Here is a 26,132-nt window from a genome sequence, read left to right as displayed (position 1 = left end):
TACAAATCCCCCATTTTCATTTTATTTTATAATATTAGTATAGAGTTAGTTGCCTAGGCTTTCAAACATTATATTCTAATATATAAAAAGATTTACTAAGTCTTATAACCTAGTAAATCTTTTTAGCTTGACTAAATCTAAATGGATTTAATCTAATTGCATTGTTGTATAAAAATGGATAAGATTTATTTAAATACTTTAAGTAATCAACCCATTGCATAGCAATATTTTTATAAACTCTTAAAATATCTTTTTCTAAATGACTAATATCTAACTGATTGTTTTTATCATTTTTGTAAAAAATAATCTCGTCTCTTAAATGTATTACGGACATAAGTAAATCTGTAAATATTTCATGTTCTGTTATATTTTCATTACTGATTAAATTCACTAATAGGTTGCTATTTTCAAGTAAAACATCCTTTATTTCATCCAGATCTATATCCTTCATATCAATAGTATAATTATGTTTTTCCACTTGATTTTTTACTTCATCCAAATTATTAAAAGAAGTTATAGAGTTTTTACCTCCTTTATCTGCTTTTATAATTAGACGCATCAATTTGTATCCTACTTCAGTAAAAAATAGTCCAATTAACATACTAAGCTTTTCCATTCTTTCTTGCTTAGCTTTATAATCTATTAATCTTTCCAATATTAATGTGACAACTAAACTGTTTACAGGAATAAAACATAAATTCATTAATGAATAATATGCTGTGTTTACAGCTTGGCCAAATACTAAGTAATGTATTAGAAACATAATAGCAGATAAACCTACTAATACTAGTGATACTACAATATAATATTTTTTATTCTTCATTATTTTCCTCCTAATTTTACCAATACCTTGATTATTATATCATAGGAAGAAATCTTTGACTTATTATATTTATAATATTCTATCACTTATATTTATTATCCTAGTAAAACATCATTCATATCGTATAATCCATTTTCTGCATTTACAATAAACTTAGCTGCCATAACAGCGCCTTTGGCAAATATCATATTTGAACCAGCTTTATGTTTTATTTCTAGTACTTCATCATCTCCTGCAAAAATCACATCGTTGTCTCCTATAATTGTTCCACCTCTTATAGTATGTATGCCTAGTTCATTTTCTTGTCTTTTAGCATTTTTTCCATGTCTTCCATAAATATTTGTAAGTTCATTTCTTACTTCTTTTATAGCATCTGCTGTCATAAAAGCCGTTCCACATGGACAATCTTCTTTTCTATTGTGGTGTTTTTCTATTATTTCTATATCAAATCCATCTAATAATCTAGTGGCTGTTTTTACTAATTGAAGCATTACAGTTATACCAATTGATGTATTTGAAGATTTAAATACTGGTATTAATTTTGATACTTCTTTAACTTTCTCATTTTGTTCATCACTGTGAGCTGTAGTACCTATAATTACTGGTGTTTTAGTACTTACACCATAGTCTAAAATTTCTTCTAGTCTAGATGCTTTCGAAAAATCTATTATTACATCTGCTTTTCCTTGTATATCACTAAACTTTGGATATATTTTAAAATCTACCCCTTTTAAATCATGATCTGAAACTGCACAAAATACTTCTACTCCCTCAGTTTCATTTATACATTTTACTATTTCTCTTCCTGTATTTCCAAGACCACTTACTATTATTTTTATCATCATAAAATCTCCCCTGTACAATAATATGTATTTCCACTATAATGGTAATTTATTTTATGCATTTATGTCAATTAATTCACATAAAAATACCCTATTCTCCAAATGAAAATAGGATATTTTAATTATTTTTAAATATCGTCTTCTCTTCTATGAATAGATTTTTCACTATCAAATCCATCAGGATATCTTTTTTTCAATTTATCAATATTCATTTTAAATATATCTTCTAATGAATATCCTAAAGCAGTAGCTGTTTCAGCTAAATACCAAGCAACATCACCAAGTTCCTTTGCCAAATGCTCTTTATCCAATTCATGATTATGAGCTATATGTTTTTTTACAATGTCTATCGCCTCTCCTGATTCACCACAAAGTCCCATAACTCCATTTATTAACATATCTTTTTCACTTAAATCTTTATTCATTGTTCTCTTTGCCAATTCTTGATATTCATTAATTTTCATATATTCCTCCCAAAATAATACTATCCTTGAAGTCCGCTGGCTTGTCTATCCATATTTTCAATTACAACATCATGAATATCTCCCTTTGAAACGCAGTATTCAAGAACCTTCCATGGAGTGTTAGTGTGGAAGTGAATTTTAATTAAACTTTCATCACCAACAGCCAGTAAACAATCTCCTTCAATATTTTCTGTTATGTAGTCATTTATTTCATTTTCACTAAGATCAGTTCCTTCAATTAATAATTGTGTATCAAATTTATACTCTAACATATTCATACTCCTTTTTCTAATTTATTATCTTATGTAATATATTTTTACTAATAATTATATTATACACTAGTAATATAGGGTTCTAAACATTTTACTATTAAAAGAAATAAAACCACCACCTCCTTAATTTGAAAGTGATGGCTAAATGTTTTTAATATACTAATAAGACATTTTATTTTTTTTATTTTTTTCAGCTACAAGATAAATCATAATAAGTACTACTGAAATTGACATGGCCACAAGTAAATCTATAAATATTTTTGAATTACTTCCATTATTTAAAATCTGGTTAAATGCTGAATTTACCCAAGTTAAAGGTAGTACTAATGAAAAATTCTGTACCATTTGTGGCATAAAATTAGTTGGAACAAATCCTCCACTTAATAAGCATATAGGTATGACTATCATAGATAATAAGGTGTAATACATACTTGAACTATTTGATATACTAAGTACAGTTAACGCTAGGGCTATTCCTACAACAGAAAGTACAAATGACAATAAAATCATATAGAAAAAGTTAACATTAAAATCAGGATTAAAAAAATAAAATGATGCAACTAATGTAATACTTTGAAGTAAAAGTAAAATAAAACATCCTAATATATGGCCTAGGGCATATTCAACTTTACTCACCTTTGAAACTAAAATTCTTTTATCAATTTTTAATTCTTTTTCTTTCAATAAAGGATTTATTCCCCTCCCTGCTATAAATAAAAATGCCATTGTAAATAAACCAAACATGTTCATATAAAGAACTACTTCTTGTATATTTGTCTTTTCATATACAAATTTATATTTTTCATTTTCATATTTTTTATAAAGATTGTTGTATTCTTCTAGATTATTTCCAAAAGCCCATATTTGACTAAGACTTGTGTTTAAAACACTAAGCACATATTCTTTGGCGCTGTCATTTTCACTTCTTATAACTTCTACAATATCTTTTTCATTATTTTTTACATCTTTGTATATATTCTCGCTGTTTATTACAACTCCAACTGACACATTTTCTTTTTCGAAGGTCTTTTTTACATCTTCTTTACTGTTAACATAAAATACCTTAGAAAACTTTTCTTTAGGCATAATTTTATTTACAATTTCACTTTTGTCTTTAGAATAAACTACTATATTAAATGAATCGTTCATTATATTCTCATTTGTATTAACTCTATTTATCATTACATTTACAAATAAATTTATAGCTATGGGAAAAACAAGTATTAATAAAAACCATCCCTTCATTATTGACTTTAAATTATGTTTAAGTATTACTAAAATATTCTTCATTTTATCTCACCACTTTTCTTTTTAATAATATTGTAGATATAACCATTAAAATTAATGATGCAGTTAAAGTTATGACTACTGTCATAAGTAAGTTTTCACTACTATTGTAGGCTACAAGATTATTTAATTCTTTACTTATCCATAAAAAAGGATTTAATTTTATTAAAGATATCTTATCAAAACTATCACTCATTTGTGGCATAAGCTGTCCTGATGCTAAGGCAAGTACTGTAACTATAAAAGAGCAAATATTGTCTCCACTGTTTTTTTTATTACCTAAAGCTGTGGTAAAAATGCCTAGACAAACAGCAAATAAACTAAGTAAACCGATTATGGATAATATTGGTAAAATATTGTTTATGTTTACATTTACTCCGTAAAATATAACTGCAGCTCCTAGCATTACTAACCCTTGGGAAAATATAAGGAAAAATGATCCTACTAATTCTAAAGATAGAAGTGATGAAACTTTTGCAGGAGATATTTTCACCCTATTTCCTAACTTCTCTTTAATATAAAATGTATTTTTAAAAGCATGAATACTTCCTACTAAAATCGCCATTTCTAACATTACTAAGGCAAAATACTCACCATATTCCATATCATCTAATATGGATTTTGATTTTTCACTTACATTATACTTTTCATTTTTTATCATGTTTGTTACATTTGTTGGTGTATAATTCTCTTTGTTTAATGACTCATATACAGATATAGAATTGAAAAACTCTTCAGTAAGTTTTTTTACTGATTCTTGTCCCATACTAATATCGCTACTTTCACCAACGTTAACTTTTTTATCTTTCTCATCAATATTTACTATTAAGCTATTGCTTTTTGGTAAATTATTTTTATCAAATTCATTTTCACTGTAAATTTTATAATCTATGTTTATTTTACTATTATTATCATCAAATTTTTCTAAAGCTTCGCAATAAGAGTTTATAATTGAACTTTTAGTATTACCAACAATAGCTAAGTTAATATCTTCTTTTCCACCTTCAAAAGAGAATATTATTGAAAATATATAAGGAAGGAGAAGAGCCAAAAATATATTTGATAAGACTGTGTTTTTATCTCTAAGTCCTCTTTTTATGGAGGATAATATTATATTCATAAATACGTCCCCCTTAATCCCTAAGTTTTCTTCCTGTTAAGTTTAAAAATACATCTTCTAAAGTTAGTATTTGACTTTTTATATCTAAAATTTTAATATCTTTACTACTTAAATATAACAAAAGCTCATTTAATCCATTAATTTCTCTATCAATACTTACAATTACTTTGTTGTCTTTAAATTCAACGCTATCTATACCTTTTATATTATTAAAATCTTTTTCGTTTACAGAAGTAATATCATTTACTATAACTTCAAATTTGTTTTTGTTAGTGATTAAATTTTTTAAACTTTCTTTACTTCCCTCTGCTATTACTCTTCCCTTATCAATAATTGCAATATTATTACAAAGTGCTTCAACTTCCTCCATATAGTGTGTTGTATAAATTACAGTACATCCATTTTTGTTCAAAGTTTTAATGGACTTCATTATATGATTTCTAGACTGTGGATCTATGCCAACAGTAGGCTCATCCAGAATTAAAAGTTCTGGATTATGAACTATACCACAAGCTATATTTAGTCTTCTTTTCATACCTCCAGAAAAAGTTTTACTTAATTTCTTACTTTCTTCCAATCCTACAAACTGTAATGCACTTAATGATTTCTCTTTTAAATCTTTTCCTTTTAATCCATACAAACTACCAAAAAACATTACATTTTCCAATGCCGTCATATCTTCAAATATAGCTAAGTCCTGAGGTACTATTCCTAGCTTACCTCTCATATTTGCATCATTTTTTCTTACTTCTTCATCACATATTTTTATGATTCCCTTGTCTTTTTCAAGTAGAGTTGTAAGTATATTAATAGTTGTACTTTTTCCAGCTCCATTTGGTCCAAGCAAACCAAATATTTCACCTTTTTCTATAGAAAGGTTTAAGTTTTCTAATGCATTTATTTCCCCAAAATTTTTATATAATCCTTTTATCTCCACATACTTCATTTCATCACCCCTCATATTTTTTCTTTATGCTTTAATTATATGAAAATTAATGAATAGTTTTAAGTACACATGGTCATAACTTCAACATGACTAAAGTCACGAATAATAAACTTAATCATTCTAAAATCTGTATTTTTAATAAAAAAAGCTGACATTTAATTTTGTCAGCTTTACTATTTTCCATTTAAATATGTAATAGCAATTTGAGTTCTATGTTTTAAATCCATTTTAGATAAAATAGAAGTTATATGATTTTTTACAGTTCCTTCTGATAAGAATATTTCCCCGGCTATTTCCTTATTGGAGAAACCTTTTGCAATAAACTTTACTACTTCTTTTTCTCTTTCACTTAAATCATATTTTTCTAATATATTGCCTTTAGTATTATCATCACTGTTGTTATTATTAATCACAAGTTTGGATACTATGTCAGCTTCAAAAACTCCGTTACCCATATACATTGACTTTATTCCACTTATTATTTTGTCTGGTTTGCTGCTTTTTAATAAATATCCATTGCTACTATGTTTTATGGCTGATGAGATTAAATTTTCTTCATCAAAAGTTGTAAGTATAAGAACCTTCACATCTATTTTTCGCCTTCTTATTTCTGCTAATACTTCTTCTCCACCCATTATTGGCATTCTCATATCAAGTAAAATTATATCAACTTTATTTTCATTTAAAAATTCAATACATTCCTTCCCATTTTCTAATGTTGCCACAACTTCTATTTCCTCATCTATTCCAATAATTATTTTTAAACTTTCTCTTATTAATATATCATCATCAACAATAACCAAACGTATCATATTTTCACCTCTTAAGTATAATTAAACTTGAAAAACCTTCTTCATTATTAAAATGTACATCTCCACCTAAATTTACAATTCTTTCTTCAATACCAAGAAGTCCCATGCCTTTTTTTATTTCCCCTTGGTAATTACCATTATCTTTTATATGAACTCTAATAATTTTATTGAAAACACTTATATGTACATTAATTGAGTCTCCGTTGCAGTATTTAATACTATTCGTAAAAATTTCTGACATACATTCTAAAATATTCTTCCAATATATTAAGTTGATTTCATTTAAATCCCCCTCTAGCGTCAACTCTGTTTTAATGTTTGATTTTTTAGAGAAATTATCCATCATAACTTTTAAATTATTAATATTTAGCTCCTCCACATTAGGCTTTATCTTTTTTAAAGTATATCTAATATCATCCATACCTTCTCTTAAATTTTCTATTATTTTATCTAAAATAATAAATCCTTTTTCTTCATCACTTTTTATAATAATTTTAAGAGCCTCTAACTGCATAATACTTCCAGCTAACGTATGACCAATTTTGTCATGAAGCTTTTGAGAAATATTATTTCTTTCTTCAATTTTTACCGACTGTATACTATTATAGTTAATTTTATTTTCTTCTTTTCGTGTCTCTTCCAAATGAAAATTTTTATCCTTTAAATCATAATTGTACTTTTCCAACTTATATATTTTTTCTTCATATTTTATAATATTATAAATAAAAATACATGCAACAAAACCTAAGAATATGTTAGTATAGCTGAGATTAATCTTAATAGCCCCTAAAAAATATACAATTATAAGAGAATATAAATAAAATACATCATATTTTTTCTCTAAAATATACTCAACACTCAAGATTACCAAAATCATAAAACATGGATTATAAAAGTAAGTAACTATTAACATAAATATAATATTTATGAGTAGCAAATTGTCATTTATTTTAATTATATATAACATATACAATGATAAACTAATGCAAATTAAAATAGCTACTATTGGGTAACTAATTTTATTAAGCAACACATGATTTTCTAAACCATATATAAATATATTTACACTAATTATCAAATTCAATATTATTTTATATATCATCTTTTCTCTCCCATGAAAAATAATGACCACCCCCAAAACCATGAAGGTGGTCGTAAAAGTTTATAACTCACAAAATATTTTTTACTTATTTAGTTGATTTTGCCATAAATTTAGCCATGTGTCTGTTAATATAATCATCAATGTCATCTTTATCACTATCAAATCCCCAGTTGTCTTCTAAAACTCTTATACTTCTATATGTTAGTCCTACGTCACCTTTTAGTTTAAAATCTATTAAATCATATAGCCAACATTCACGAGCATTTTCTTCCCAAAGGTTATTAGATTTAATATACTCATCTAAAATTAATTTGTATCTCAATAGAGTGAAACGGTCTATAGTTATATTATTTATTCCCACATTAAATTTACTTCCCCTTGTCATATGTTACCCCCTAAGATATATTTTCAATTAAATTATAGCATAGGTAAGTACATTTTAGGATTATTTGTCAGTATAAACAATTTTTCCTTCACTAATTGTGTATTTAACTTTTCCTAATAGTTTTTCACCTATAAAAGGAGAGTTGCTTGATTTAGAATCAAAATCTTTTACTATCCATTCTTCACCTGGATTAAATATTAAAATATCTGCAATAGCTCCCTCTTTAATATATCCTCTGTCTAAATTATACAGTTTTGCAGGGTTTATAGTCATTTTTTCTAATAAGCTCATTAAGCTTAAATGGTTCTCTTTTACTAAAGATGTTATGCCTAAAGCTAAAGATGTCTCCAAACCTATGATACCACTTGGACAAGCGGCAAATACACGATTTTTTTCTTCCATAATATGTGGTGCATGATCTGTTGCTATTATTTCTATTGTATTATCTTTTAATCCTTCAATTATTGTTTGATTATCTTTATCTGTTCTAAGTGGTGGATTCATCTTTGCCAATGACCCATGTTTTAGTACATCTTCTTCAGTTAAAGTAAAGTGGTGAGGCGCCGCCTCTGCATAAACTTTTGCTCCAAGTGATTTTGCAAACCTTACTGTTTCTACTGCTACACCTGAACTTATATGCTGTATACTTACTTTTGCTCCTGTTTCCAAGGCAATCATACAATCTCTAGCTACCATAATATCTTCTGCACAAGTTTTTGCTCCACCTTTAAGACCTAATTTTTTAGCTATTTCACTGTCATTTACACCAGCAGTTTCTATAAAGTTAGAATCTTCTTCATGAAGGCTTATCGGCACATCAAGTTCCTTTGCTTTATTCATTGCTTCATACAAGATTTCTGTATCCATTATAGCTATACCATCATCACTAAATCCTACAGCACCATTTTCTAAAAGTTCTTCAAAGTTTGTTAATTCTTTTCCTCTAAAACTTTTTGTTATACTACCAACTTGAAGTACATTAATGCACGCTTCTTTTGCTTTTTCATTTATATAATTCAAAGTTTCAACATTATCAACTACAGGTTTTGTATTTGCCATACAAATAACAGTTGTAAATCCACCTCTTGCTGCAGATTTTGCTCCAGTTAATATGTCTTCCTTGTATGTGAAACCTGGATCTCTAAAATGCACATGAACATCAATTAGCCCTGGAGAAACTATATATCCTTTTGCATCTATTATTTCCTTAAATTTTTCATTAACTTCTATTTTGCCAATTTTTTTAATTTTTCCATCTTCAATAGCTATATCTACTACTTCATCTTTTTTACTCAATGGATCAATTAATCTACCATTTTTTATTAAAATCATAAATATCTCCTTTGCAATATCTATTTATATATAAATTATAAATATTGTACCATTTTTTATAAAAAAATAAAAAAGAATTTTACTAATACATATATAAAATTCTTTTTATTTAATATTATTCAGTTTTTACCATAATAGACACTTAAATGAATTCTTAAAAATATTCATATTTTAAACTTTATAATTTAATGAAATTTTTAGAATTTATATAAAATTTTGCTTTTTGAAATTTTTTGTCGAAAAATGTGTTTACAAATTAATAATTATAATGTAAAATGTTTTTTATACGTAAGAGGAAATCTTTCATCAATTGAGGAAAGGCTTATCCTTGAAAATTTAATTCCTTAAACTATTTCAGAGGAATTAGCAATAATTTTAGGAGGAAATCGATATGATTCAAATTTTAACAGGTACTGCTTTATTATTAGTAGTATTAGCACTATTTACTTTATTTAGTTACAAAGCGCCACAAGGTATGAAGGCAATGGGTGGACTTGCAAACGCTGCAGTTGCATCATTCTTAGTTGAAGCTTTCCACTTCTCATTCTTTGGTGAAGTTTTAGGAATAAAATTCCTTGAAAACGTTGGAGCAGCAAACGGTTCATTAGGTGGTGTTGCAGCTGCAACTTTAGTACCATTAGCTCTTGGAGTTTCTCCAGTATATGCTGTAATGGTTGGTCTTACATGTTTAAACTTCAAGATACTACCAGGATTTATAGCTGGTTACCTAATATCATTTGTAATTAAGAAGTTAGAGGAAAAAGTTCCTGCTGGACTTGATTTAATCGTTATAATATTAGTTGCTGCACCACTTGCTTTCGGTATAGGACAATTTACTAGTCCAATTGTAAACGGTGTTCTTGAAACTGTTGGTACAGTATTAACTCAAGCATCATCTGCATCTCCAATATTAATGGGTGTAATACTTGGTGGTTTAATAACAGTTGTTGCTACTGCTCCACTTAGTTCAATGGCTTTAACAGCTATGATAGGTTTAACTGGTGCTCCAATGGCAATAGGTGCATTATCAGTATTTGGTTCTTCTTTCATGAACTTTGTATTCTTCTCAAAAATGAAGTTTGGTTCTAAGAAAGATAATATATCAGTTGCTATAGAGCCATTAACTCAAGCTGACTTAATATCTGCTAATCCAATACCAGTATATGTTACTAACTTTATAGGTGGTGCAATGTCTGGTGTAATAATAGCTTTAATGGGACTTGTAAACAACTCTCCAGGAACTGCTACTCCAATAGCTGGTTTCGCAGTAATGTTTGCTTACAACCCACCAATGCAAGTTTTAATAACTGCTGCTGGTTGTATCGTAGTATCAATAGCTGCTGGTTTCATAGGATATGCAATATTCAAAAATTACAAAATAACTACTGCTGATGTAGTTCGTGGAACTAACTCAGATGATATAGCTGCTTAATATATTTAAATAGCAAATTAAAAAGCTTAAAGGTTTAATATAAATTATTCCTTTAAGCTTTTTTTTTATTCAAATAATCAATTTCCATATTTTAATTTAAATATTATCCTTTCTCAATTATTTTTTACAGTTTATTTGCATAAATTTTCTCTTCTCATTGTAGATTTTATAAATAATTCTTCTAATCCTTTTTTATCTTCATCTTCTATACATTTTTTTATTTTATTTACTTCCTTTTCAAAGCTATTTATAACAGTAAGCACATTTTCTTTATTTCCTAAAAATAATAAACTCCACAATTCCTCATTCATATTTGCAATTCTAGTTAAATCTTTATAGCTATCACCAATAAATGCTCCTGTATTTCTATCGTCCCAATCACTATTTATTAAGGCTACAGCAAGAACATGTGGCAATTGGCTTGTAAATGCTATCATTTCATCATGAAACTTAGGAGTAGTTCTTCTAATATGCTTAAAACCCATTTCATAGGCAAGTCTTTCTATTAGTTTTAAATTTTCTTCTTTATTTTTATTATTTTCAATTATTAAAAAATTTGCACCTTCAAATACTTTATTTGTAGCATAATCTATGCCTTTTTTTTCTCTTCCAGCCATGGGATGAGCAAATACAAAATCAATATTTTCTGGCAAGATTTCAGTTATATCATGAATAAATAACTCTTTTATTCCTGTCACATCTGTAATTAAAGCATTTTTCTTAAATTTATTTTTATTTCTAATAATAAATTTTTTTACTAAATTAGGATATATGGCAAGAACGATTAAGTCCATCTTAGAAATTATTTCATCTTCATTTATAAAACCTTCTTTTATAATACCTAGTTTTTTTGCTTTATCTAAAGTGCCTGCATTTTTGTCTACTCCATAAACTTCTTTATATCCTGCTTCTTTTAGGGCCATTGCATATCCTCCACCAATTACGCCAAGGCCTACAATTAATATTTTCATAAAACACCTCTTAAATTTCTTTCTTTTTATAACACCCCAGTAACTTAAAATACTTACTTTTTATTTCGATTATATTTATGGCATTTTTTACATTTTCATCGTTAATATTACCTTCAAAATCAACATATAAAACATATTCCCACAACTTGCTTTTACTTGGTCGAGATTCTATTTTTACCATGTTAATTTTATTTTCTGCAAAATGTTTAAGAAAATTATATAAGGTTCCTGATTTGTTATCTAAAGAAAATGTTACAGTCATTTTATTACAATCATTACTTAACTCTAGTTTTTTGCTAATTATTACAAACTTTGTATTGTTACTTTCATTGTCGTTTATTTCTTTGTCTATTATATCCAGTCCATAAATTTTTGCTGCTCTTTCACTGGCAATAGCTGCCTTGCTTTTATCATTTAAATCTGAAACATGTTTTGCACTTATGGCTGTGTTGTAAAAGTATATCAATTTCAAGTTATCATGATTTTTCAAGAAATTTTTACTTTGTTCAAAACCTTGAGGGTGAGAATAAACTTCTTCAATATCCTCAAGTCTAGAACCGTTTATCCCCAACAGATTCTGTTTTATTTTTATACACTCTTCTCCCACAATGTAGAATCCATATTTTGATAACAGATCATATACAGCAGTTATTGCTCCAGTACATGAATTTTCAAAAGGTAAAATCCCATAATCTATTTCATCTTTTTCTAAAGCTATAAACACATCTTCAAATTTGTCATAGCTTACTTCATTTTGATTTTCTCCAAAGAATTCAATCATTGCTTCTTCGCTGAAAGATCCTTTTATTCCTTGGTATCCTATTTTTATATTACTTTTGTTTTTAATTAAAGCTTCTTTTCTATAGTCATATAAATCCACTATTCTTCCCCCTATTTTATCTATTTTTAATAAGATCTAAAATTCCAATGGCACTAACTCCTTCTATAACAGGTAACGCTCTTTGAACAATACAAGGATCGTGTCTTCCTTCAATTTTTAAAGTAGTTTCTTCCATAGTTCGTATATCCACAGTACCTTGTTCTTTATATATTGAGGGAGTTGGTTTTATTGCCACCCTAAATATTATTGGCATACCATTTGTTATTCCACCACTTATTCCACCATTATTATTAGTTTTTGTTTTAATTTTTTTTTCATCTAAATAATACTCATCATTGGCTTTTGAACCTTTCATCTCTGTTATATTAAATCCTCTTCCAAACTCAATTCCTTTTACAGCTGGAACTGAGAACATCAAATGAGCTAGAGTTGATTCAACAGAGTCAAAAAAAGGACTTCCTATCCCTGCTTCCACACCTAAAATTATACATTCTATAACTCCTCCTACTGAGTCACCTTCTTTTCTAGCATTTAGAATTTTATTTTTCATTTTATCTTCTAAATTTTTATTTATTAAAGGAAATTCTCCATATTTTAAAGAGTTTATTAATTCTTTATCTAAATCACAGTCTAGAAAACTTTTATCCTTTATCTCTCCTATGGATTGAATATGAGCTACAATTTCAATTTTTTCTTTTCTTAATATTTGCTTGCAAATTGCTCCTGCAAATACCATAGGTGCTGTTATTCTTCCAGAAAAATGACCTCCTCCTCTATAATCATTAAATCCACTGTATTTTACAAAGCCTGGATAATCTCCATGGCCAGGTCTCATCACATCCTTAATCTTAGAATAATCCTTTGATTTATTATCTTTGTTTCTAATAATTGCACAAAGAGGAGTTCCTGTAGTTTTCCCTTCAAAATATCCACTTAATATTTCATGCTCATCATCCTCTTTTCTTAATGTTGAAAGATTATTATTACCAGGAGATCTTCTTTTCATTTCCCTAGTAACTTCTTTCATATCTAAAGTGAATCCAGAAGGCAAATTATCTACATTAATTCCAATAGCACTTCCATGAGATTCTCCAAAAATAGAAATCTTTATATTATTGCCCCACATTCCACTCAACACTTATACCTCCTATTTTTTCAAAATCTTCAAAAAACTTCGGATAGGATTTTGATACACAGTCATAGTCTTTAATTACTATAGGTTTTTTGCATCTACTTGATACTATGGCTAGCGTCATGGCTATTCTGTGATCCTTATGACTCCAGACTTCTACATTACCTTCCAATTCATCTACACCCTCAACTATTATACTGTCTTCTTTTTCAATAATATTTGCTCCAAGTTTATTAAGTTCACTAGTTATAGCAGAAAGTCTATCACACTCTTTTATTCTAAGTCTTCCCACATTTACTATTTCAGTTTTTCCCTTTGCCAAAGCTGCTACTGAAGTAATAATAGGTATTATGTCTGGACACTGACTTCCATCAATATAAGTTGATTTTAATTTTTTTCTTCTTTTACCTTCAATCTCATTTTTTTTTGCTATAATATCCACATTCATTTTTCTTAAAATATTAATAATTTCTTTATCTCCTTGAAGAGAGTCGATATTAATATCCTTACATAAAATCTCATTACCTATGGCATCAGCACATAAGAAAAATGCACCTTGAGAATAATCACCTTCCACTCTGTAATTACGTCCTTCATATTTTTGATTTCCCTTTATTATAAATTCTTCGTAATTATTATTACTTATTTCTATTCCAAAATCTTTTATTACTTTTAAAGTTAAATCTACATAAGATTTTGACTCCAAATCAGTGGTAATTATTATTTTTGAATTTTCTTTTAATAGTGGTAGTGTAAATAATAAACCACTAATAAATTGGGAGCTTACATTCCCCTCAACTTCAAAAGTTCCACCTTTTAATGCTCCTTCTACTTCCAAGTTTAGAATATCTTTTTCAAAAGAGTATTTTATATTTTGTTTATCAAAGATATTGTAGTATGTGGTAAGTGGTCTTTTTCTTAGGTTTCCTCTTCCAATAAATCTACTAGCCCCTTCAAATAACAAAGATATTGGAATTAAAAATCTTAAAGTAGATCCTGACTCATTACAATCTATTACTTTATTTTTTCTTGTATCCTGTATATCTTTGTATACTCCAACTACCTCCACATAATCTTCATATTTTGTAATTATTACTCCTAAAGACTTCATGCCCTCTATTGTTGCGATAATATCATCTGAATAATCTATATTATCAATTCTACATAATTTATCACTTAAAGCTGCACAAATAATTGCTCTATGTGCCATACTCTTTGAAGGCGGTATTTTTAATTCTCCTTTTAACTTTGATGGATAAATTTTTAAATTTCCCATTTTTGCCCTCCTTTCTTTATTTAAGGTGAAATTTATATTTCTCTTCCCACTGCATTTGCAATTATTTTAAGTTCACCCATTAAATCTGCAAATACCTCTGGTTTTATAGATTGCGCCCCATCACACAATGCATTTTTAGGATCGTTATGAACTTCTATAATAAGACCATCCGCACCTACAGCTATGGCTGCTTTTGAAAGAGATTCAACCATCCACCATTTTCCTGTAGCATGACTTGGATCTACTACTACTGGAAGATGGCTTAATTTTTTAATAGCTGGAATTATGCTTAAGTCCAGTGTATTTCTTGTATAAGTTTCAAAAGTTCTTATTCCTCTTTCACAAAGAATAACATTTTCGTTTCCTCCAGCCATAATGTATTCTGCACTCATTAATAACTCTTCAATCGTTGCTGATAAACCTCTTTTTAATAAAATAGGTTTATTTATTTTTCCCAACTCTTTTAGCAAATCAAAGTTTTGCATATTTCTAGCGCCTACTTGAATTATGTCTGCACATTCTACGAATTTTGGTATATCACAAGGAGACATTATTTCTGTTACTATTGGAAGTCCAGTTTCTTTTTTCGCTTTGTTTAACAAATCAAGTCCTTCGTATTTCAGACCTTGGAAACTGTATGGTGATGTTCTAGGTTTGAATGCTCCACCTCTTAAAAATCCTCCTCCATATTTTTTAACTTCTTTTGCAACTAATTTTATTTGTTCTTCATTTTCCACTGAACAAGGACCAGCTATCATAGCAATTTTCTTTCCACCAATTTTTTTACCACAAACATCTACAACTGTATTTTCTGGGTGAAACATTCTATTTGCTTTTTTAAAAGTTTCTTGTACCTTCATAACCTTTTGCACACATTCATGAGATTCAATAAACCACGGATCTATGTTTCTAGTTTCTCCAACTAATCCTAGTATGGTGCATTCTGTTCCCTTACTTTTGTCCACTGATACATTTAAACTTCCTAGTTCTTTTATTATCATTTTTATCTCCTCTTCACTAGTCCCTGGTTTTAAAATCACTACCATTTTTACTTCCTCCTTAATTTTTTGTAATAAAAAAGAGAACTCGTAATGAGTCCTCTGGAATAAACAAATTTAAACTACACTTAATTATTCATGCTTATAGATATATTAACACCTATAATAACCCATTAGAAAAGATTTTATATTTTTTTCTGCAAAATAAGTAGCCAGCGCTAAAATAAAAGCCCCAGAACATAAAATAGAAAAAGTTATAAAATTTTGCAGTTAAATTCTTTTCTAATTTTTCCATGATTTTTCCCTTTCTAAATTTTAATTTAAAACATTAAATTTATTTTGTTAGTTTTTATTAATGATATGCATTTTTTTTCATATTGTCAATCATTTTATTAAAATAATTTTTTTATTATAATATCCACTATATAAAAAAATATGCTCATCCTCACAATAAATAGTTAATAAAACCACTCATTATAAGAAAAAGCATATTTTAATTTGTTGCTAATTTATTTATAGGAAATCTTATCCAAAGTATCTTTCTAATAATCCTAAGAATGCTTTACCATGTCTAGCTTCATCTTTACACATCTCATGAACTGTATCATGTATAGCATCTAATCCTAATTCTTTAGCTCTCTTAGCTATTTTTAATTTTCCTTCAGTAGCTCCATATTCAGCATCAACTCTAACTCTTAAGTTTTCTTTAGTATCAGCAACTACTACTTCACCTAATAATTCAGCAAATTTAGCAGCATGTTCTGCTTCTTCGAAAGCTATTCTTTTGTAAGCTTCAGCAACTTCTGGGTACCCTTCTCTATCAGCTTGTCTACTCATTGCTAAGTACATACCAACTTCTGTACATTCTCCAGTGAAGTTTGCTCTAAGTCCTTCAACTATTTCTTCATCAACTCCTTGAGCTACACCTATTCTATGCTCGTCAGCCCAATTCATTTCACCTTTCATTTCTTCGAACTTTTCAGCTCCTACTTTACATACTGGACATACTTCTGGAGCAGTTTCTCCCTCATGAATATATCCACATACAGTACATACAAATTTTTTCATAGTATTATACCCTCCCAATAAATATTATCTTTTTTACTTATAAGTAATAGATACCCCATGACTTTTTAATTAAACAAATTCTACAAAATTTTTAAAAATATTTTCGATTTTGATAAAATTAATCATGGTTATAGATAATATTACCATTTTTTGCAATTAAAAGCTATAATATAATTATTCTTTTATTATAAATCATATCCTAACATTAAAACTATTTTTTCAACCTCTTCTTTATTTTCTTCATTGCCATTTTCCCCTAAATGGATACATCTGTTTGGTTTAAAACTTCCATTTATTAATTTTGTTGAAAATGCAAGACATGTAGCAACTCCACATTTACCACAGTTTATTTTGGGCAAATATCCATATACATCGATAGGACTTGGAAGTCTTATCATATCTTCATTTGGAGTAATTTTATCTGTTTTATCAGCACAATCATTTATAATATTTTTTATGTAATCTAAAGTTTCAAAAGCATCAGTTTCATTTAATAATTTTGAAACAGCCACTTCTTCTTTGTACATAATAATTATCTTAGGTCCATAATTAAATGTCAGCGTTCCTGCCTTTTTATTATAAATGGCAGTTTTTAAATATGTATTTAAATAAGGAAATAAATCTTCAATATTTCGTGAAAAGCTTCCTTTAATTCTTATCCTGTTTGAATCTGTCGTACAAGGTTGAATAAACTTTAAATCTAATTTTTCTATGTACATTTATTTTCTCCTTTTACAAATTATTTAGTGCATAAGCTAATTTTTCTATTTCTTCTTTTTCATTAAAATAACCCATACTAACTCTTACTGTTCCTATTTCTTTAGTCCCAATTACTTCATGAGCACAAGGAGCACAGTGAAGACCTGCTCTTACCATAATATTATATTTATCGCCAAGTATATGAGCTACTTCTTCAGATTTTTTATTTTTTATATTAAAAGATATTACTGGTGTGATTTTTTCACTATCCTTTGGTCCATAAATTTCTATATTATTTACTTTAGATAAAATATTTAAAGCATATTTAGTTAAGGATTTTTCCTTTTCATAAATATCTTCTACTTTTTCTTTTAATAGGAATTTAATAGCAGATCTTAAACCACAAATACCACTCACATTAAGAGTTCCAGTTTCCAACTTATTTGGATAATAATCTACTTGATACTCATATGCAGAATCTCCACCAGTTCCTCCACTTTTTATAGGTTCTATATTATAATCACAATTTATAATAATACCCCCAGTACCCATGGGACCTAGTAAGCTTTTGTGCCCAGTAAATGTAAGTATATCTATATTATCTTTTTGAATATTTACTTTATAAGCTCCACAAAGTTGTGCTCCATCTACCACAAAAGGAATTTCATTTTTTCTTGCGATTTCGCCAATTTCTTTAATAGGTTGTATGGTCCCAATAACATTTGAAGCTGCAGTGAATATAATAAGCTTGGTATTTTCTTTTATTAATTTTTCCACATCATTTGCTTTAGTCATGCCATTTTTATCACACTTTACTTTACTTATATCTATATTTTTTTCTTTTTCTAAAGTTTTCAACGTTCTCCACACTGCATTATGTTCTAATGAACTTGTTATTACATGATCATTTTCTTTTATCATCCCTCTAAGAACCATGTTTATCGATTCTGTTACATTTGAAGTAAATATAACATTTTTAGGATTATTAAAATTAAATAATTCGCCAATAAGTTTCCTGCATTCGTATATTATAAAGTCTGATTCCATTGCTTTTTTATATGCCCCTCTACCAGAACTTGTACCATTGTTAGTCATAAAATCATACACTGCCTCACTTACTTCTTTTGGCTTTGGAAAAGATGTTGCTGCATTATCTAAATATATTTCCACATTAATTCCTCCCAGATACATTCCTATAATATTACATCTTATATAAATGATAGCATAATTATAATAAGTAAATATGCCATATACACCTTAATTTCATTAATTTTTCACTTTTTTAAAATTATATAAAGTCAACAGTAGAATAATGTTTTTTTTTCTGATAAAATACTAAGGACATTATTTTTAGAGGGTGATTATATAAATGAATAATAAAGGTATATTTATAGCAATAGAAGGCCCTATTGGTGCTGGTAAAACTACTTTGGCAAACTTACTTAACGACTATCTAGGCTATACTCTACTTAGAGAAATCGTAGAAGAAAATCCATTTTTATCGAAATTTTATACTGATATTAAGGAATATGCTTTACAAACAGAAGCATTTTTTTTATTCAATAGAGTAAAACAGCTTGAAGACGTTAATAAAAATATACTTAGCAAATGTAATGGAGTTGTAAGTGACTACCATATAGTAAAAAACCTTATTTTTGCAGGTATTACACTTGATAATAATCAATTTCACAGATACAAGCAAGTTTATAATATATTCGTGAATGATTTACCACAACCAGACATTATCATATATTTAAATTCAAATACGGATGTATTGATGAGAAGAATAGCAAGTAGAGATAGAAGTTTTGAGAGACAAATGGACAGAAATTATATTGATAATCTTCGTAATGAGTACAAATATTATTTCAATCCACTTTCTATTAAACATAACTTTACTGGTAAAGAACCTATCATTATAGAAGTTGATAACTCTGATTTAGACTTCTTAAATAACCAGTCAGACAAAAAATACATTATAGATAAAGTTGAAAAAGCTATATCATCTTTAGGGGGAAATTTAGAATGTTCAAATTAGAAAACAAAAGTGACAAATGTGCAAATAGGGATTTATTTATAACTGTTGCAGGAAATGTGGGAGCAGGAAAATCCACATTAACAAAATTAGTAGGAGAAAAACTTGGATTTGAAACTCACTTTGAAAAAGTTGACGGAAATCCTTATTTAGAAGATTTCTACAAAGACCAAGACAAATGGGGATTCCATTTACAACTTTATTTCTTAGCTCAAAGATTTAAACAGCAAAAAGAGATACGTGCTAACGGACTTAACAATATACAAGACAGAAGTATATATGAAGACGTTGAAATATTCGCTAGAAACTTATTTGACAATGGCAAAATGACTAAAAGAGATTATATAACTTATAGAGATTTATTCAACGATATGGTTCCTCACCTTAGAACTCCAGACTTGATGATTTATCTTGATGGTTCAATAGACACTATAATAGGTCGTATAAAATTAAGATCTCGTGACATGGAAAAAGATGTGGATGTGGCCTACTGGACAAATCTTCATAATAGATATGAAAACTGGATAAAAGAATACAATTATTCGCCAGTATTATATGTAAATATTAACGAAGTTGACTTAATAAACAAACCAGAGCATTTAGATATGTTATGTGATAAAATTAAAGAAATTTTAAATATATAATTATTTATAAAAAAAAGGAATCACCTTAATAAAAAGTGATTCCTTTTTTATTTACTCCATCTGAGATTCCATTATTTTATTTGTGGATTCTTCTACACATTTCTTCTTAAGAAAAGATAATTTAGTTTCAGCAACTATAATTGACACAAAAATTATTATACATCCAACTACCATTCTAGTAGTTAATATTTCATGGAAAATTATCACAGACATTATTGTTCCAAATACTGCTTCAGTAGATAAAATTATAGCTGTTCTTGTTTGATCTACTTTTGATTGACACATAGTTTGCAATAAAAATCCAATGGCAGTAGAAAATATTCCTAAGTATAATGCTCCCATAAGCCCTACTGGCGTTGCATTAAGATTGGTTTCTCCCGTTACCGTTTGTAAAATTAAGGACAATAAAAAAGCTACTACAAACTGTGTAACTGTTAATACGTACGAATTATATTTTTTACTAAATTCTCCTGTAAAGAAAATGTGAAATGCAAAACCAATAGCACATATAAATGTTAAGAAGTCTCCAAAATTAATACTTAAATCAGCTTCTAAAGATAATACTGCAATTCCTACAAGTGCCATAAAACTACTTATAACACCAATTTTATCAAGCTTTCTTTTATATAAAATAAAACCTATAAAAGGTACTATCACAACATTTACAGCTGTAATGAATGCATTTTTTGAAACAGTAGTATATACAAGACCTAATGTCTGTGTCGCAAACCCTACAAAAGAGAATACTCCAAGTAATGCTCCTGCTATTAAAGATTCTTTTGATATATTTTCCTTGATTTTCTTATAAAATATTATTCCTAGTATTAAACTTGCAATGAAGAATCTAAGAGTTAAAGTTTGTACGGTACTAAGTCCTCCATCTAAGGCTAACTTGGTTCCTATAAACCCACTTCCCCATATTATTGCTATTCCAAATAGTCCTATTTCTCCTAAATATTTTTTCATTTAATCCCTCCCTCTTTATGTCTACAATTCTATCATAATCTAGTTACATTTATTTGTAAATCTATAATTAGTTTATTCACTATTATCTTTAATATATGAAACTTAATCCTATAAAAAATACGCCTAGAAACGACATAGTTACATTAAAATTCACTAATGTTTAATATAAGTATCAAGTTTTACATAAGAATATTTTTATAATCAGTATCTAAATAACTCTTTTAAAATCCTACTGTTTTGTATAACCGAAATATTTATAGTTTATATCTTTTCAAAATAAAAATACATTGAAGTAAAATCAATGTATTTTAATAATCCATATTTTTAATTTTTTCTAAATTTTGTTTAAATATCTCTACGATTTTAGGGTCATACTTTGTGCCACTTCCATATAAAATTTTATCTATAGACCTTTGGATAGGATCATCAGCCCCTACATACATACCACGTATCATCTCTAGTACATAGTCATCACATACATGTATAATTCTAGAATAAATAGATATATTTTTTCCCCATAATCCAAATGGGAATCCACTACCATCCCAGTTTTCATGATGTGTTAGTATAGCTCTAGCAACTTTATAATATTGTTGATTTAACTGCATTATTCTAAAGCTTGCTTCCACATTGCTACTTACTATTTTATTAAGCTTATAGTCGTTACTAATAATAAATATTTCTGATATATCTTCATCAGTCATTGTGATCATTCCAATATGATGATATCTAGCAGATAATTCTAAGTCATACATTTCACTCTTAGATAACTTTATTTCATTTCCAATAATTTGAGCACATTTAAGTACATTTTTTGAATGTATTTTACAATATATATTTTTATTTTCTAAAATATTAATAATATCATCTAGTTTTTGTATCACTGAAACTTCATTTTTCAAAATTAATTTTTGCTTATATATTTCTTTATCCGCTCTTTTTATTACGTTTTTCATATTATCATCAGTAGACTTCTTACATGCAACACCTAAAGATATACTACATGGTATTTTATTGCTATCTAGACGTTTGCAATTTTCTATTATACGAAACTCTATTTTTCTTGCAATTTCTTCACTTGTATGTGGCATTAGTATGGCTATTTCATCTCCACCAATTCTAAAAATCAAATCATCTTTTCTACATGACTTTTTTAAAATAGAACATATATTATGAATAAGATTGTCTCCTTCAATATGTCCAAGGGCGTCATTTGTAAGCTTTAAATCATTTATATCTCCTAATATTAAGCTCAGTGGGTAGTTTAATGGTGTATCAAGTTCTTTTATTTTTTTATTAAAATAATCTTTGTTTAGTAATCCCGTATCCCCATCTGTTATACTAAGCTTACTTAGTTCTTTTATTAAATTATTTTTTTCTGTTACGTCTTCTGATATACCTGCTATCCCTAGTAACTCTCCTTCATCATTAAGAAATGGATTTTTAGTAGTTTTTACACATTTCTCTCCAATATTATAATATCTGTGAACACCTTGTTTTGTTTCCAGAACAAATTCATCATCTTTTATATATATATCTGCTTCTTCTTTATTTAATATATCATAATCCGTTTTATTCAAGATATCTTCTCTTTTTAATCCAGTTTCTATTTCAAACTCTTTATTTACAAATACATATTTTCCTTCTAAATCTTTAAGCCACATGGAAAATGGAATTGTATCTATAAATTTAGTCATTAAATGATGTTTTTCCTTATAATTTTCGCATTCATCACCCAGTCTCTTCACCATTTGTTCCTCCTATAATTTTCACGATTCCGTGTATAAACTTAGGATTTGATTTTAATAAGTCTATACAAGCCTTATCTATTTTTATAATATCAAAAATTAAAGCTATTATCTAATCCTTATTTATTAATAGATAAACTTATAGTTTTATTTAATGTTTTTTTAATAGTTTATTCAGTTATTTTCGTTGTTTATGCACCTAGCGAAATTATCTGTTTATTTTAATATAAAAAGTGTGTATATTCTCAATGAATAATACACACTTTTTTAATCATCTTATTTATTTATAGTTACATATAAATTAGAAACATAAGCAAAACCTTTATTGTATACTATTTTATACCATCCTGTTTTTGCATCTGTACCTACTATTTTTACTTTTGTTCCACCATTTAAATATCCTACTTTTCCATAACTTGATGATGGCCCACTTCTTACATTTACTCCTGATTTTGTTGTTCCTGTTTTGATTTCAGCTACATATAGATTAGACGCATAAGCATATTCGTTATTATATTTAATTTTGTACCATCCTGTTTTTGCATCTGTACCTATTATATCTACTTTTGTTCCACTATTTAAATATCCTACTTTTTTATAACTTGTTGATGGTCCACTTCTTACATTTACTCCTGATGTTGTTATTCCAGGTCTTGTTGATTCATTTTCAATACTTACATAAATATTAGATACATATGCATATCCATTATTGTATTTTATTTTATACCATCCTGTTTTTGCATCTGTACCTACTATTTCCACTTTCGTTCCACCATTTAAATATCCTACTTTTTTATAATTTGTTGATGGTCCACTTCTTACATTTACTCCTGATTTTGTTATTCCCGGTGTTATAGATTCTTTTTCTACAATTACATAACTATTAGACACATATGCATATCCATTATTGTATTTTATTTTATACCATCCTGTTTTTGCATCTATTTCTACTATTTCTACTTTTGTTCCACCATTTAAATATCCTACTTTTTCATAGCTTGATGATGGTCCGCTTCTTACATTTACTCCTGATTTTGTTGTTCCTGTTTTTATTACACTAAGTTCAGAATCAGTTTGTCCTTTTATTGATGAAGAGTATTCTCCATATAAAGTTTTACTATCGACCTTTTTATACGCTCTTACTTTATAAGTATAAGATGTCTTAGCTTTAAGGTTAGAATCTGTATATGAATTATTTGCATTTCCTGTAATTGTTTTTAATAATTTATATGAACTAGTGCTATCATCATATTTGTAAACTTCATATCCATCTGAATTACTAACTTTTGTCCATGATAATGTTAAAGAGTTTGTAGTTTTAGATTTTAGAGTCAAACCTGTGACCTTATCTGGAGAATTATTAACTATTTTAAATGAAGTTGTTATATTTCCAGTATAATCTCCAATTCCTGTAATTTTTACAGTGGCAGTACCAACAGAAATATTATTAGAGTAACTAGCCTTATAATCTTTGTCTAATACTAGCTCTTTTCCGCTATAACTTACCTTTATACTTGGTTTTATTTCTTTACCTGTATACTCTTGTTGACTTATTGCACCTACAGTTGCATTAGATAAATCAATTGCTTTAATAGGTTTAGGTAATAAGAATGTATAGTTCATGTCAAAGTACTTTGGACTAGTAGAAGTACCAATACCTTCTATTGTACCCTTATCAGTATATTGCCACATCATATATGGTCTTGGATATGTATTGTAGATGAATACTGAGCTATCCATAAATAACTTGATGAAAGCAACTCATCTGAAAAATATCTACTTCCAAAATCATTATTAGTATACAACCCACCCATATATCCTTGACTTTCAACATAATCTAGAAATGCATTAGACATACTCGTAGCTAAACTTTTTGTCACTGTTACACCTTGATTTAATGCATAATCAACACTATCATACTCAAAGTCAAAAAATACTGGATATGATATTTTATCTTTATAAGGAGCAATAGTTTCTACACATTTTTGTGCTTCTATCTTTGCTTTGGCGCTAGTAGTGGCATAACTAAACCAGTAAACTCCAACTTCAACACCTGCATTTATAGCTCCTTTTATATTTTCATGGAAATATGGGTCAACTGTAGAAGAACCGTAACCAGCTCTTATTATTACATAATCTACACCACTTGCTTTTACTTTATTCCAATCTATTGAACCGTTCCATTTACTTACATCAATTCCTAGCTGTGCTGGACTTAAAGTAATATAAGTTCCTGAAACATATCCATATGTATTATTATAAGATATTTTATACCAACTTCCACTTCTGTCTAAAACTTCCACATTAGTACCACTTGTTATTGTTCCTATAACGCCATAAGAAGTTGATGGTCCACTTCTAACATTTAAATTACTTGTCTTAACCACACCTTGCCCAATAAGGTTCGGTTTAGTAATTGGCTTTACCTGTAAATTAGGTAATGCACGAGTTGTACTATAAAGACTCATCTCATCTTGACGCCCCATATTATACTTTGGGTTTTCTTCTGGATCAGGTTGATAAGAATTGTCATTAATAGCTACTTTGTTTGATGATAATTTCTCAGTAATTTGTACAGAATCTGTCTCTTGTGCATTTGTTATTATCATTATATTTTGAGAAACTATTGTAAACGATAATGATAATGCTAGAAATGATTTTGTATATTTTTTCATAACTTCCCCCCTTCTGCAAGAAATATTTCTTGCAAATTTAATGTAAATTTTCGACATTTTAGGTCAAATTTTCAACATATTCTAAATATATAATAAAATTACAAAATTGTAAACAAATTTGTAAATAATAGGTCAATTTACATAAATGATTTTTAATTCCAAAAATTATAAATTATCATAATAAAGTGATGATATTATAAAATCTCATAGAATTCTATTATTTAAATGGAGTTGCTAGAAATAAAAAATGATCCACATATTA

At 27.9% G+C, this 26,132-nt stretch carries 26 protein-coding genes; 3 read left to right on the top strand and 23 right to left on the bottom strand.

What is annotated here, in order from left to right; genetic code table 11:
- Window positions 1-109: 109 nt before the first annotated feature.
- The 11 genes from TEGL_RS08010 to TEGL_RS07960 form a co-directional block, all read right to left on the bottom strand.
- Window positions 110-823: a hypothetical protein gene (locus TEGL_RS08010; RefSeq protein ID WP_018591344.1), complete on the bottom strand. Its 714-nt coding sequence runs from the start codon at window positions 821-823 to the stop codon at window positions 110-112.
- Between the two features lie 95 nt (window positions 824-918).
- Window positions 919-1,668, bottom strand: coding sequence for a 4-hydroxy-tetrahydrodipicolinate reductase (dapB, locus tag TEGL_RS08005; RefSeq protein ID WP_018591345.1), 750 nt, complete (start codon window positions 1,666-1,668; stop codon window positions 919-921).
- A gap of 125 nt (window positions 1,669-1,793) precedes the next feature.
- Window positions 1,794-2,129, bottom strand: a complete 336-nt coding sequence (locus TEGL_RS08000; RefSeq protein ID WP_018591346.1) for a nucleoside triphosphate pyrophosphohydrolase family protein — start codon at window positions 2,127-2,129, stop codon at window positions 1,794-1,796.
- Between the two features lie 20 nt (window positions 2,130-2,149).
- Window positions 2,150-2,401: a hypothetical protein gene (locus TEGL_RS07995; RefSeq protein ID WP_018591347.1), complete on the bottom strand. Its 252-nt coding sequence runs from the start codon at window positions 2,399-2,401 to the stop codon at window positions 2,150-2,152.
- Window positions 2,402-2,560: 159 nt separating this feature from the next.
- A complete protein-coding gene (locus tag TEGL_RS07990) occupies window positions 2,561-3,691 on the bottom strand; it encodes an ABC transporter permease (RefSeq protein ID WP_018591348.1) in 1,131 nt (376 codons plus the stop codon).
- A 1-nt stretch (window position 3,692) separates the two neighbouring features.
- Complete coding sequence (locus tag TEGL_RS07985) at window positions 3,693-4,808, bottom strand: ABC transporter permease (RefSeq protein WP_018591349.1); 1,116 nt, start codon at window positions 4,806-4,808, stop codon at window positions 3,693-3,695.
- Window positions 4,809-4,821: 13 nt separating this feature from the next.
- Window positions 4,822-5,754 (bottom strand): ABC transporter ATP-binding protein, encoded by a 933-nt coding sequence (locus TEGL_RS07980; protein ID WP_018591350.1) that lies wholly within the window; start codon window positions 5,752-5,754, stop codon window positions 4,822-4,824.
- 173 nt (window positions 5,755-5,927) lie between these two features.
- Window positions 5,928-6,566 (bottom strand): response regulator, encoded by a 639-nt coding sequence (locus TEGL_RS07975; protein ID WP_018591351.1) that lies wholly within the window; start codon window positions 6,564-6,566, stop codon window positions 5,928-5,930.
- A 4-nt stretch (window positions 6,567-6,570) separates the two neighbouring features.
- On the bottom strand, window positions 6,571-7,668 hold the full coding sequence (locus TEGL_RS07970; RefSeq protein WP_018591352.1) for a histidine kinase: 1,098 nt from the start codon (window positions 7,666-7,668) through the stop codon (window positions 6,571-6,573).
- An 85-nt stretch (window positions 7,669-7,753) separates the two neighbouring features.
- A complete protein-coding gene (locus TEGL_RS07965; protein ID WP_018591353.1) occupies window positions 7,754-8,053 on the bottom strand; it encodes a hypothetical protein in 300 nt (99 codons plus the stop codon).
- Between the two features lie 60 nt (window positions 8,054-8,113).
- A complete protein-coding gene (locus TEGL_RS07960; RefSeq protein WP_018591354.1) occupies window positions 8,114-9,385 on the bottom strand; it encodes a dihydroorotase in 1,272 nt (423 codons plus the stop codon).
- Between the two features lie 391 nt (window positions 9,386-9,776).
- Between TEGL_RS07960 and TEGL_RS07955 the strand changes: the two genes are divergently transcribed.
- The gene (locus TEGL_RS07955) at window positions 9,777-10,817 is read left to right on the top strand and encodes a PTS sugar transporter subunit IIC (RefSeq protein WP_018591355.1); all 1,041 of its coding nucleotides are present in this window, start codon (window positions 9,777-9,779) and stop codon (window positions 10,815-10,817) included.
- A 131-nt stretch (window positions 10,818-10,948) separates the two neighbouring features.
- Here TEGL_RS07955 and TEGL_RS07950 read toward each other — a convergent pair whose 3' ends face one another.
- From TEGL_RS07950 to TEGL_RS07915, 8 genes are all read right to left on the bottom strand, one after another.
- Window positions 10,949-11,788: a prephenate dehydrogenase gene (locus TEGL_RS07950; protein WP_018591356.1), complete on the bottom strand. Its 840-nt coding sequence runs from the start codon at window positions 11,786-11,788 to the stop codon at window positions 10,949-10,951.
- A 10-nt stretch (window positions 11,789-11,798) separates the two neighbouring features.
- Complete coding sequence (pheA, locus tag TEGL_RS07945) at window positions 11,799-12,668, bottom strand: prephenate dehydratase (protein ID WP_018591357.1); 870 nt, start codon at window positions 12,666-12,668, stop codon at window positions 11,799-11,801.
- Window positions 12,669-12,684: 16 nt separating this feature from the next.
- A complete protein-coding gene (aroC, locus tag TEGL_RS07940) occupies window positions 12,685-13,764 on the bottom strand; it encodes a chorismate synthase (RefSeq protein WP_018591358.1) in 1,080 nt (359 codons plus the stop codon).
- Window positions 13,742-15,037 carry a 3-phosphoshikimate 1-carboxyvinyltransferase gene (aroA, locus tag TEGL_RS07935; RefSeq protein WP_018591359.1) on the bottom strand — a complete coding sequence of 432 codons (1,296 nt, stop codon included), beginning with the start codon at window positions 15,035-15,037 and terminating at the stop codon, window positions 13,742-13,744. The genes aroC and aroA overlap by 23 nt, the downstream gene beginning before the upstream one ends.
- Window positions 15,038-15,069: 32 nt before the next feature.
- Window positions 15,070-16,083, bottom strand: a complete 1,014-nt coding sequence (gene aroF / locus TEGL_RS07930; protein WP_018591360.1) for a 3-deoxy-7-phosphoheptulonate synthase — start codon at window positions 16,081-16,083, stop codon at window positions 15,070-15,072.
- A gap of 477 nt (window positions 16,084-16,560) precedes the next feature.
- Window positions 16,561-17,103, bottom strand: coding sequence for an NADH peroxidase (locus TEGL_RS07925; protein ID WP_027626947.1), 543 nt, complete (start codon window positions 17,101-17,103; stop codon window positions 16,561-16,563).
- 185 nt (window positions 17,104-17,288) lie between these two features.
- Complete coding sequence (locus TEGL_RS07920; RefSeq protein ID WP_018590232.1) at window positions 17,289-17,822, bottom strand: (Fe-S)-binding protein; 534 nt, start codon at window positions 17,820-17,822, stop codon at window positions 17,289-17,291.
- Between the two features lie 13 nt (window positions 17,823-17,835).
- Window positions 17,836-18,972 carry an aminotransferase class V-fold PLP-dependent enzyme gene (locus TEGL_RS07915; RefSeq protein ID WP_018590233.1) on the bottom strand — a complete coding sequence of 379 codons (1,137 nt, stop codon included), beginning with the start codon at window positions 18,970-18,972 and terminating at the stop codon, window positions 17,836-17,838.
- A gap of 199 nt (window positions 18,973-19,171) precedes the next feature.
- Between TEGL_RS07915 and TEGL_RS07910 the strand changes: the two genes are divergently transcribed.
- Window positions 19,172-19,840 (top strand): deoxynucleoside kinase, encoded by a 669-nt coding sequence (locus TEGL_RS07910; protein ID WP_018590234.1) that lies wholly within the window; start codon window positions 19,172-19,174, stop codon window positions 19,838-19,840.
- Window positions 19,828-20,481 (top strand): deoxynucleoside kinase, encoded by a 654-nt coding sequence (locus tag TEGL_RS07905; RefSeq protein WP_018590235.1) that lies wholly within the window; start codon window positions 19,828-19,830, stop codon window positions 20,479-20,481. Before TEGL_RS07910 ends, TEGL_RS07905 begins: the two co-directional genes overlap by 13 nt.
- 51 nt (window positions 20,482-20,532) lie before the next feature.
- Here TEGL_RS07905 and TEGL_RS07900 read toward each other — a convergent pair whose 3' ends face one another.
- The 4 genes from TEGL_RS07900 to TEGL_RS07885 all read right to left on the bottom strand — a co-directional run bounded on the left by TEGL_RS07900 (window position 20,533) and on the right by TEGL_RS07885 (window position 25,870).
- On the bottom strand, window positions 20,533-21,447 hold the full coding sequence (locus tag TEGL_RS07900) for a DMT family transporter (protein ID WP_018590236.1): 915 nt from the start codon (window positions 21,445-21,447) through the stop codon (window positions 20,533-20,535).
- Window positions 21,448-21,755: 308 nt separating this feature from the next.
- Window positions 21,756-23,198, bottom strand: coding sequence for a sensor domain-containing diguanylate cyclase/phosphohydrolase (locus tag TEGL_RS07895; RefSeq protein ID WP_018590237.1), 1,443 nt, complete (start codon window positions 23,196-23,198; stop codon window positions 21,756-21,758).
- Window positions 23,199-23,471: 273 nt separating this feature from the next.
- Window positions 23,472-24,935, bottom strand: coding sequence for an SH3 domain-containing protein (locus tag TEGL_RS07890; protein ID WP_081650691.1), 1,464 nt, complete (start codon window positions 24,933-24,935; stop codon window positions 23,472-23,474).
- On the bottom strand, window positions 24,887-25,870 hold the full coding sequence (locus TEGL_RS07885) for a GH25 family lysozyme (protein WP_051149955.1): 984 nt from the start codon (window positions 25,868-25,870) through the stop codon (window positions 24,887-24,889). The genes TEGL_RS07890 and TEGL_RS07885 overlap by 49 nt, the downstream gene beginning before the upstream one ends.
- Window positions 25,871-26,132 lie beyond the last annotated feature (262 nt).

This window comes from Terrisporobacter glycolicus ATCC 14880 = DSM 1288 (assembly GCF_036812735.1).
GTDB lineage: Bacteria > Bacillota > Clostridia > Peptostreptococcales > Peptostreptococcaceae > Terrisporobacter > Terrisporobacter glycolicus.
This window is presented reverse-complemented; position numbering and strand designations above follow the sequence as displayed.

Coding starts and splice junctions, on each gene's coding strand:
- TEGL_RS08010 (WP_018591344.1), bottom strand. CDS start 823: ATGAAGAATAAAAAATATTATATTGTAGTATCACTAGTATTAGTAGGT.
- dapB (WP_018591345.1), bottom strand. CDS start 1,668: ATGATGATAAAAATAATAGTAAGTGGTCTTGGAAATACAGGAAGAGAA.
- TEGL_RS08000 (WP_018591346.1), bottom strand. CDS start 2,129: ATGAAAATTAATGAATATCAAGAATTGGCAAAGAGAACAATGAATAAA.
- TEGL_RS07995 (WP_018591347.1), bottom strand. CDS start 2,401: ATGTTAGAGTATAAATTTGATACACAATTATTAATTGAAGGAACTGAT.
- TEGL_RS07990 (WP_018591348.1), bottom strand. CDS start 3,691: ATGAAGAATATTTTAGTAATACTTAAACATAATTTAAAGTCAATAATG.
- TEGL_RS07985 (WP_018591349.1), bottom strand. CDS start 4,808: ATGAATATAATATTATCCTCCATAAAAAGAGGACTTAGAGATAAAAAC.
- TEGL_RS07980 (WP_018591350.1), bottom strand. CDS start 5,754: ATGAAGTATGTGGAGATAAAAGGATTATATAAAAATTTTGGGGAAATA.
- TEGL_RS07975 (WP_018591351.1), bottom strand. CDS start 6,566: ATGATACGTTTGGTTATTGTTGATGATGATATATTAATAAGAGAAAGT.
- TEGL_RS07970 (WP_018591352.1), bottom strand. CDS start 7,668: ATGATATATAAAATAATATTGAATTTGATAATTAGTGTAAATATATTT.
- TEGL_RS07965 (WP_018591353.1), bottom strand. CDS start 8,053: ATGACAAGGGGAAGTAAATTTAATGTGGGAATAAATAATATAACTATA.
- TEGL_RS07960 (WP_018591354.1), bottom strand. CDS start 9,385: ATGATTTTAATAAAAAATGGTAGATTAATTGATCCATTGAGTAAAAAA.
- TEGL_RS07955 (WP_018591355.1), top strand. CDS start 9,777: ATGATTCAAATTTTAACAGGTACTGCTTTATTATTAGTAGTATTAGCA.
- TEGL_RS07950 (WP_018591356.1), bottom strand. CDS start 11,788: ATGAAAATATTAATTGTAGGCCTTGGCGTAATTGGTGGAGGATATGCA.
- aroA (WP_018591359.1), bottom strand. CDS start 15,037: ATGGGAAATTTAAAAATTTATCCATCAAAGTTAAAAGGAGAATTAAAA.
- aroF (WP_018591360.1), bottom strand. CDS start 16,083: ATGGTAGTGATTTTAAAACCAGGGACTAGTGAAGAGGAGATAAAAATG.
- TEGL_RS07925 (WP_027626947.1), bottom strand. CDS start 17,103: ATGAAAAAATTTGTATGTACTGTATGTGGATATATTCATGAGGGAGAA.
- TEGL_RS07920 (WP_018590232.1), bottom strand. CDS start 17,822: ATGTACATAGAAAAATTAGATTTAAAGTTTATTCAACCTTGTACGACA.
- TEGL_RS07910 (WP_018590234.1), top strand. CDS start 19,172: ATGAATAATAAAGGTATATTTATAGCAATAGAAGGCCCTATTGGTGCT.
- TEGL_RS07905 (WP_018590235.1), top strand. CDS start 19,828: ATGTTCAAATTAGAAAACAAAAGTGACAAATGTGCAAATAGGGATTTA.
- TEGL_RS07900 (WP_018590236.1), bottom strand. CDS start 21,447: ATGAAAAAATATTTAGGAGAAATAGGACTATTTGGAATAGCAATAATA.
- TEGL_RS07895 (WP_018590237.1), bottom strand. CDS start 23,198: ATGGTGAAGAGACTGGGTGATGAATGCGAAAATTATAAGGAAAAACAT.
- TEGL_RS07890 (WP_081650691.1), bottom strand. CDS start 24,935: ATGGATAGCTCAGTATTCATCTACAATACATATCCAAGACCATATATG.
- TEGL_RS07885 (WP_051149955.1), bottom strand. CDS start 25,870: ATGAAAAAATATACAAAATCATTTCTAGCATTATCATTATCGTTTACA.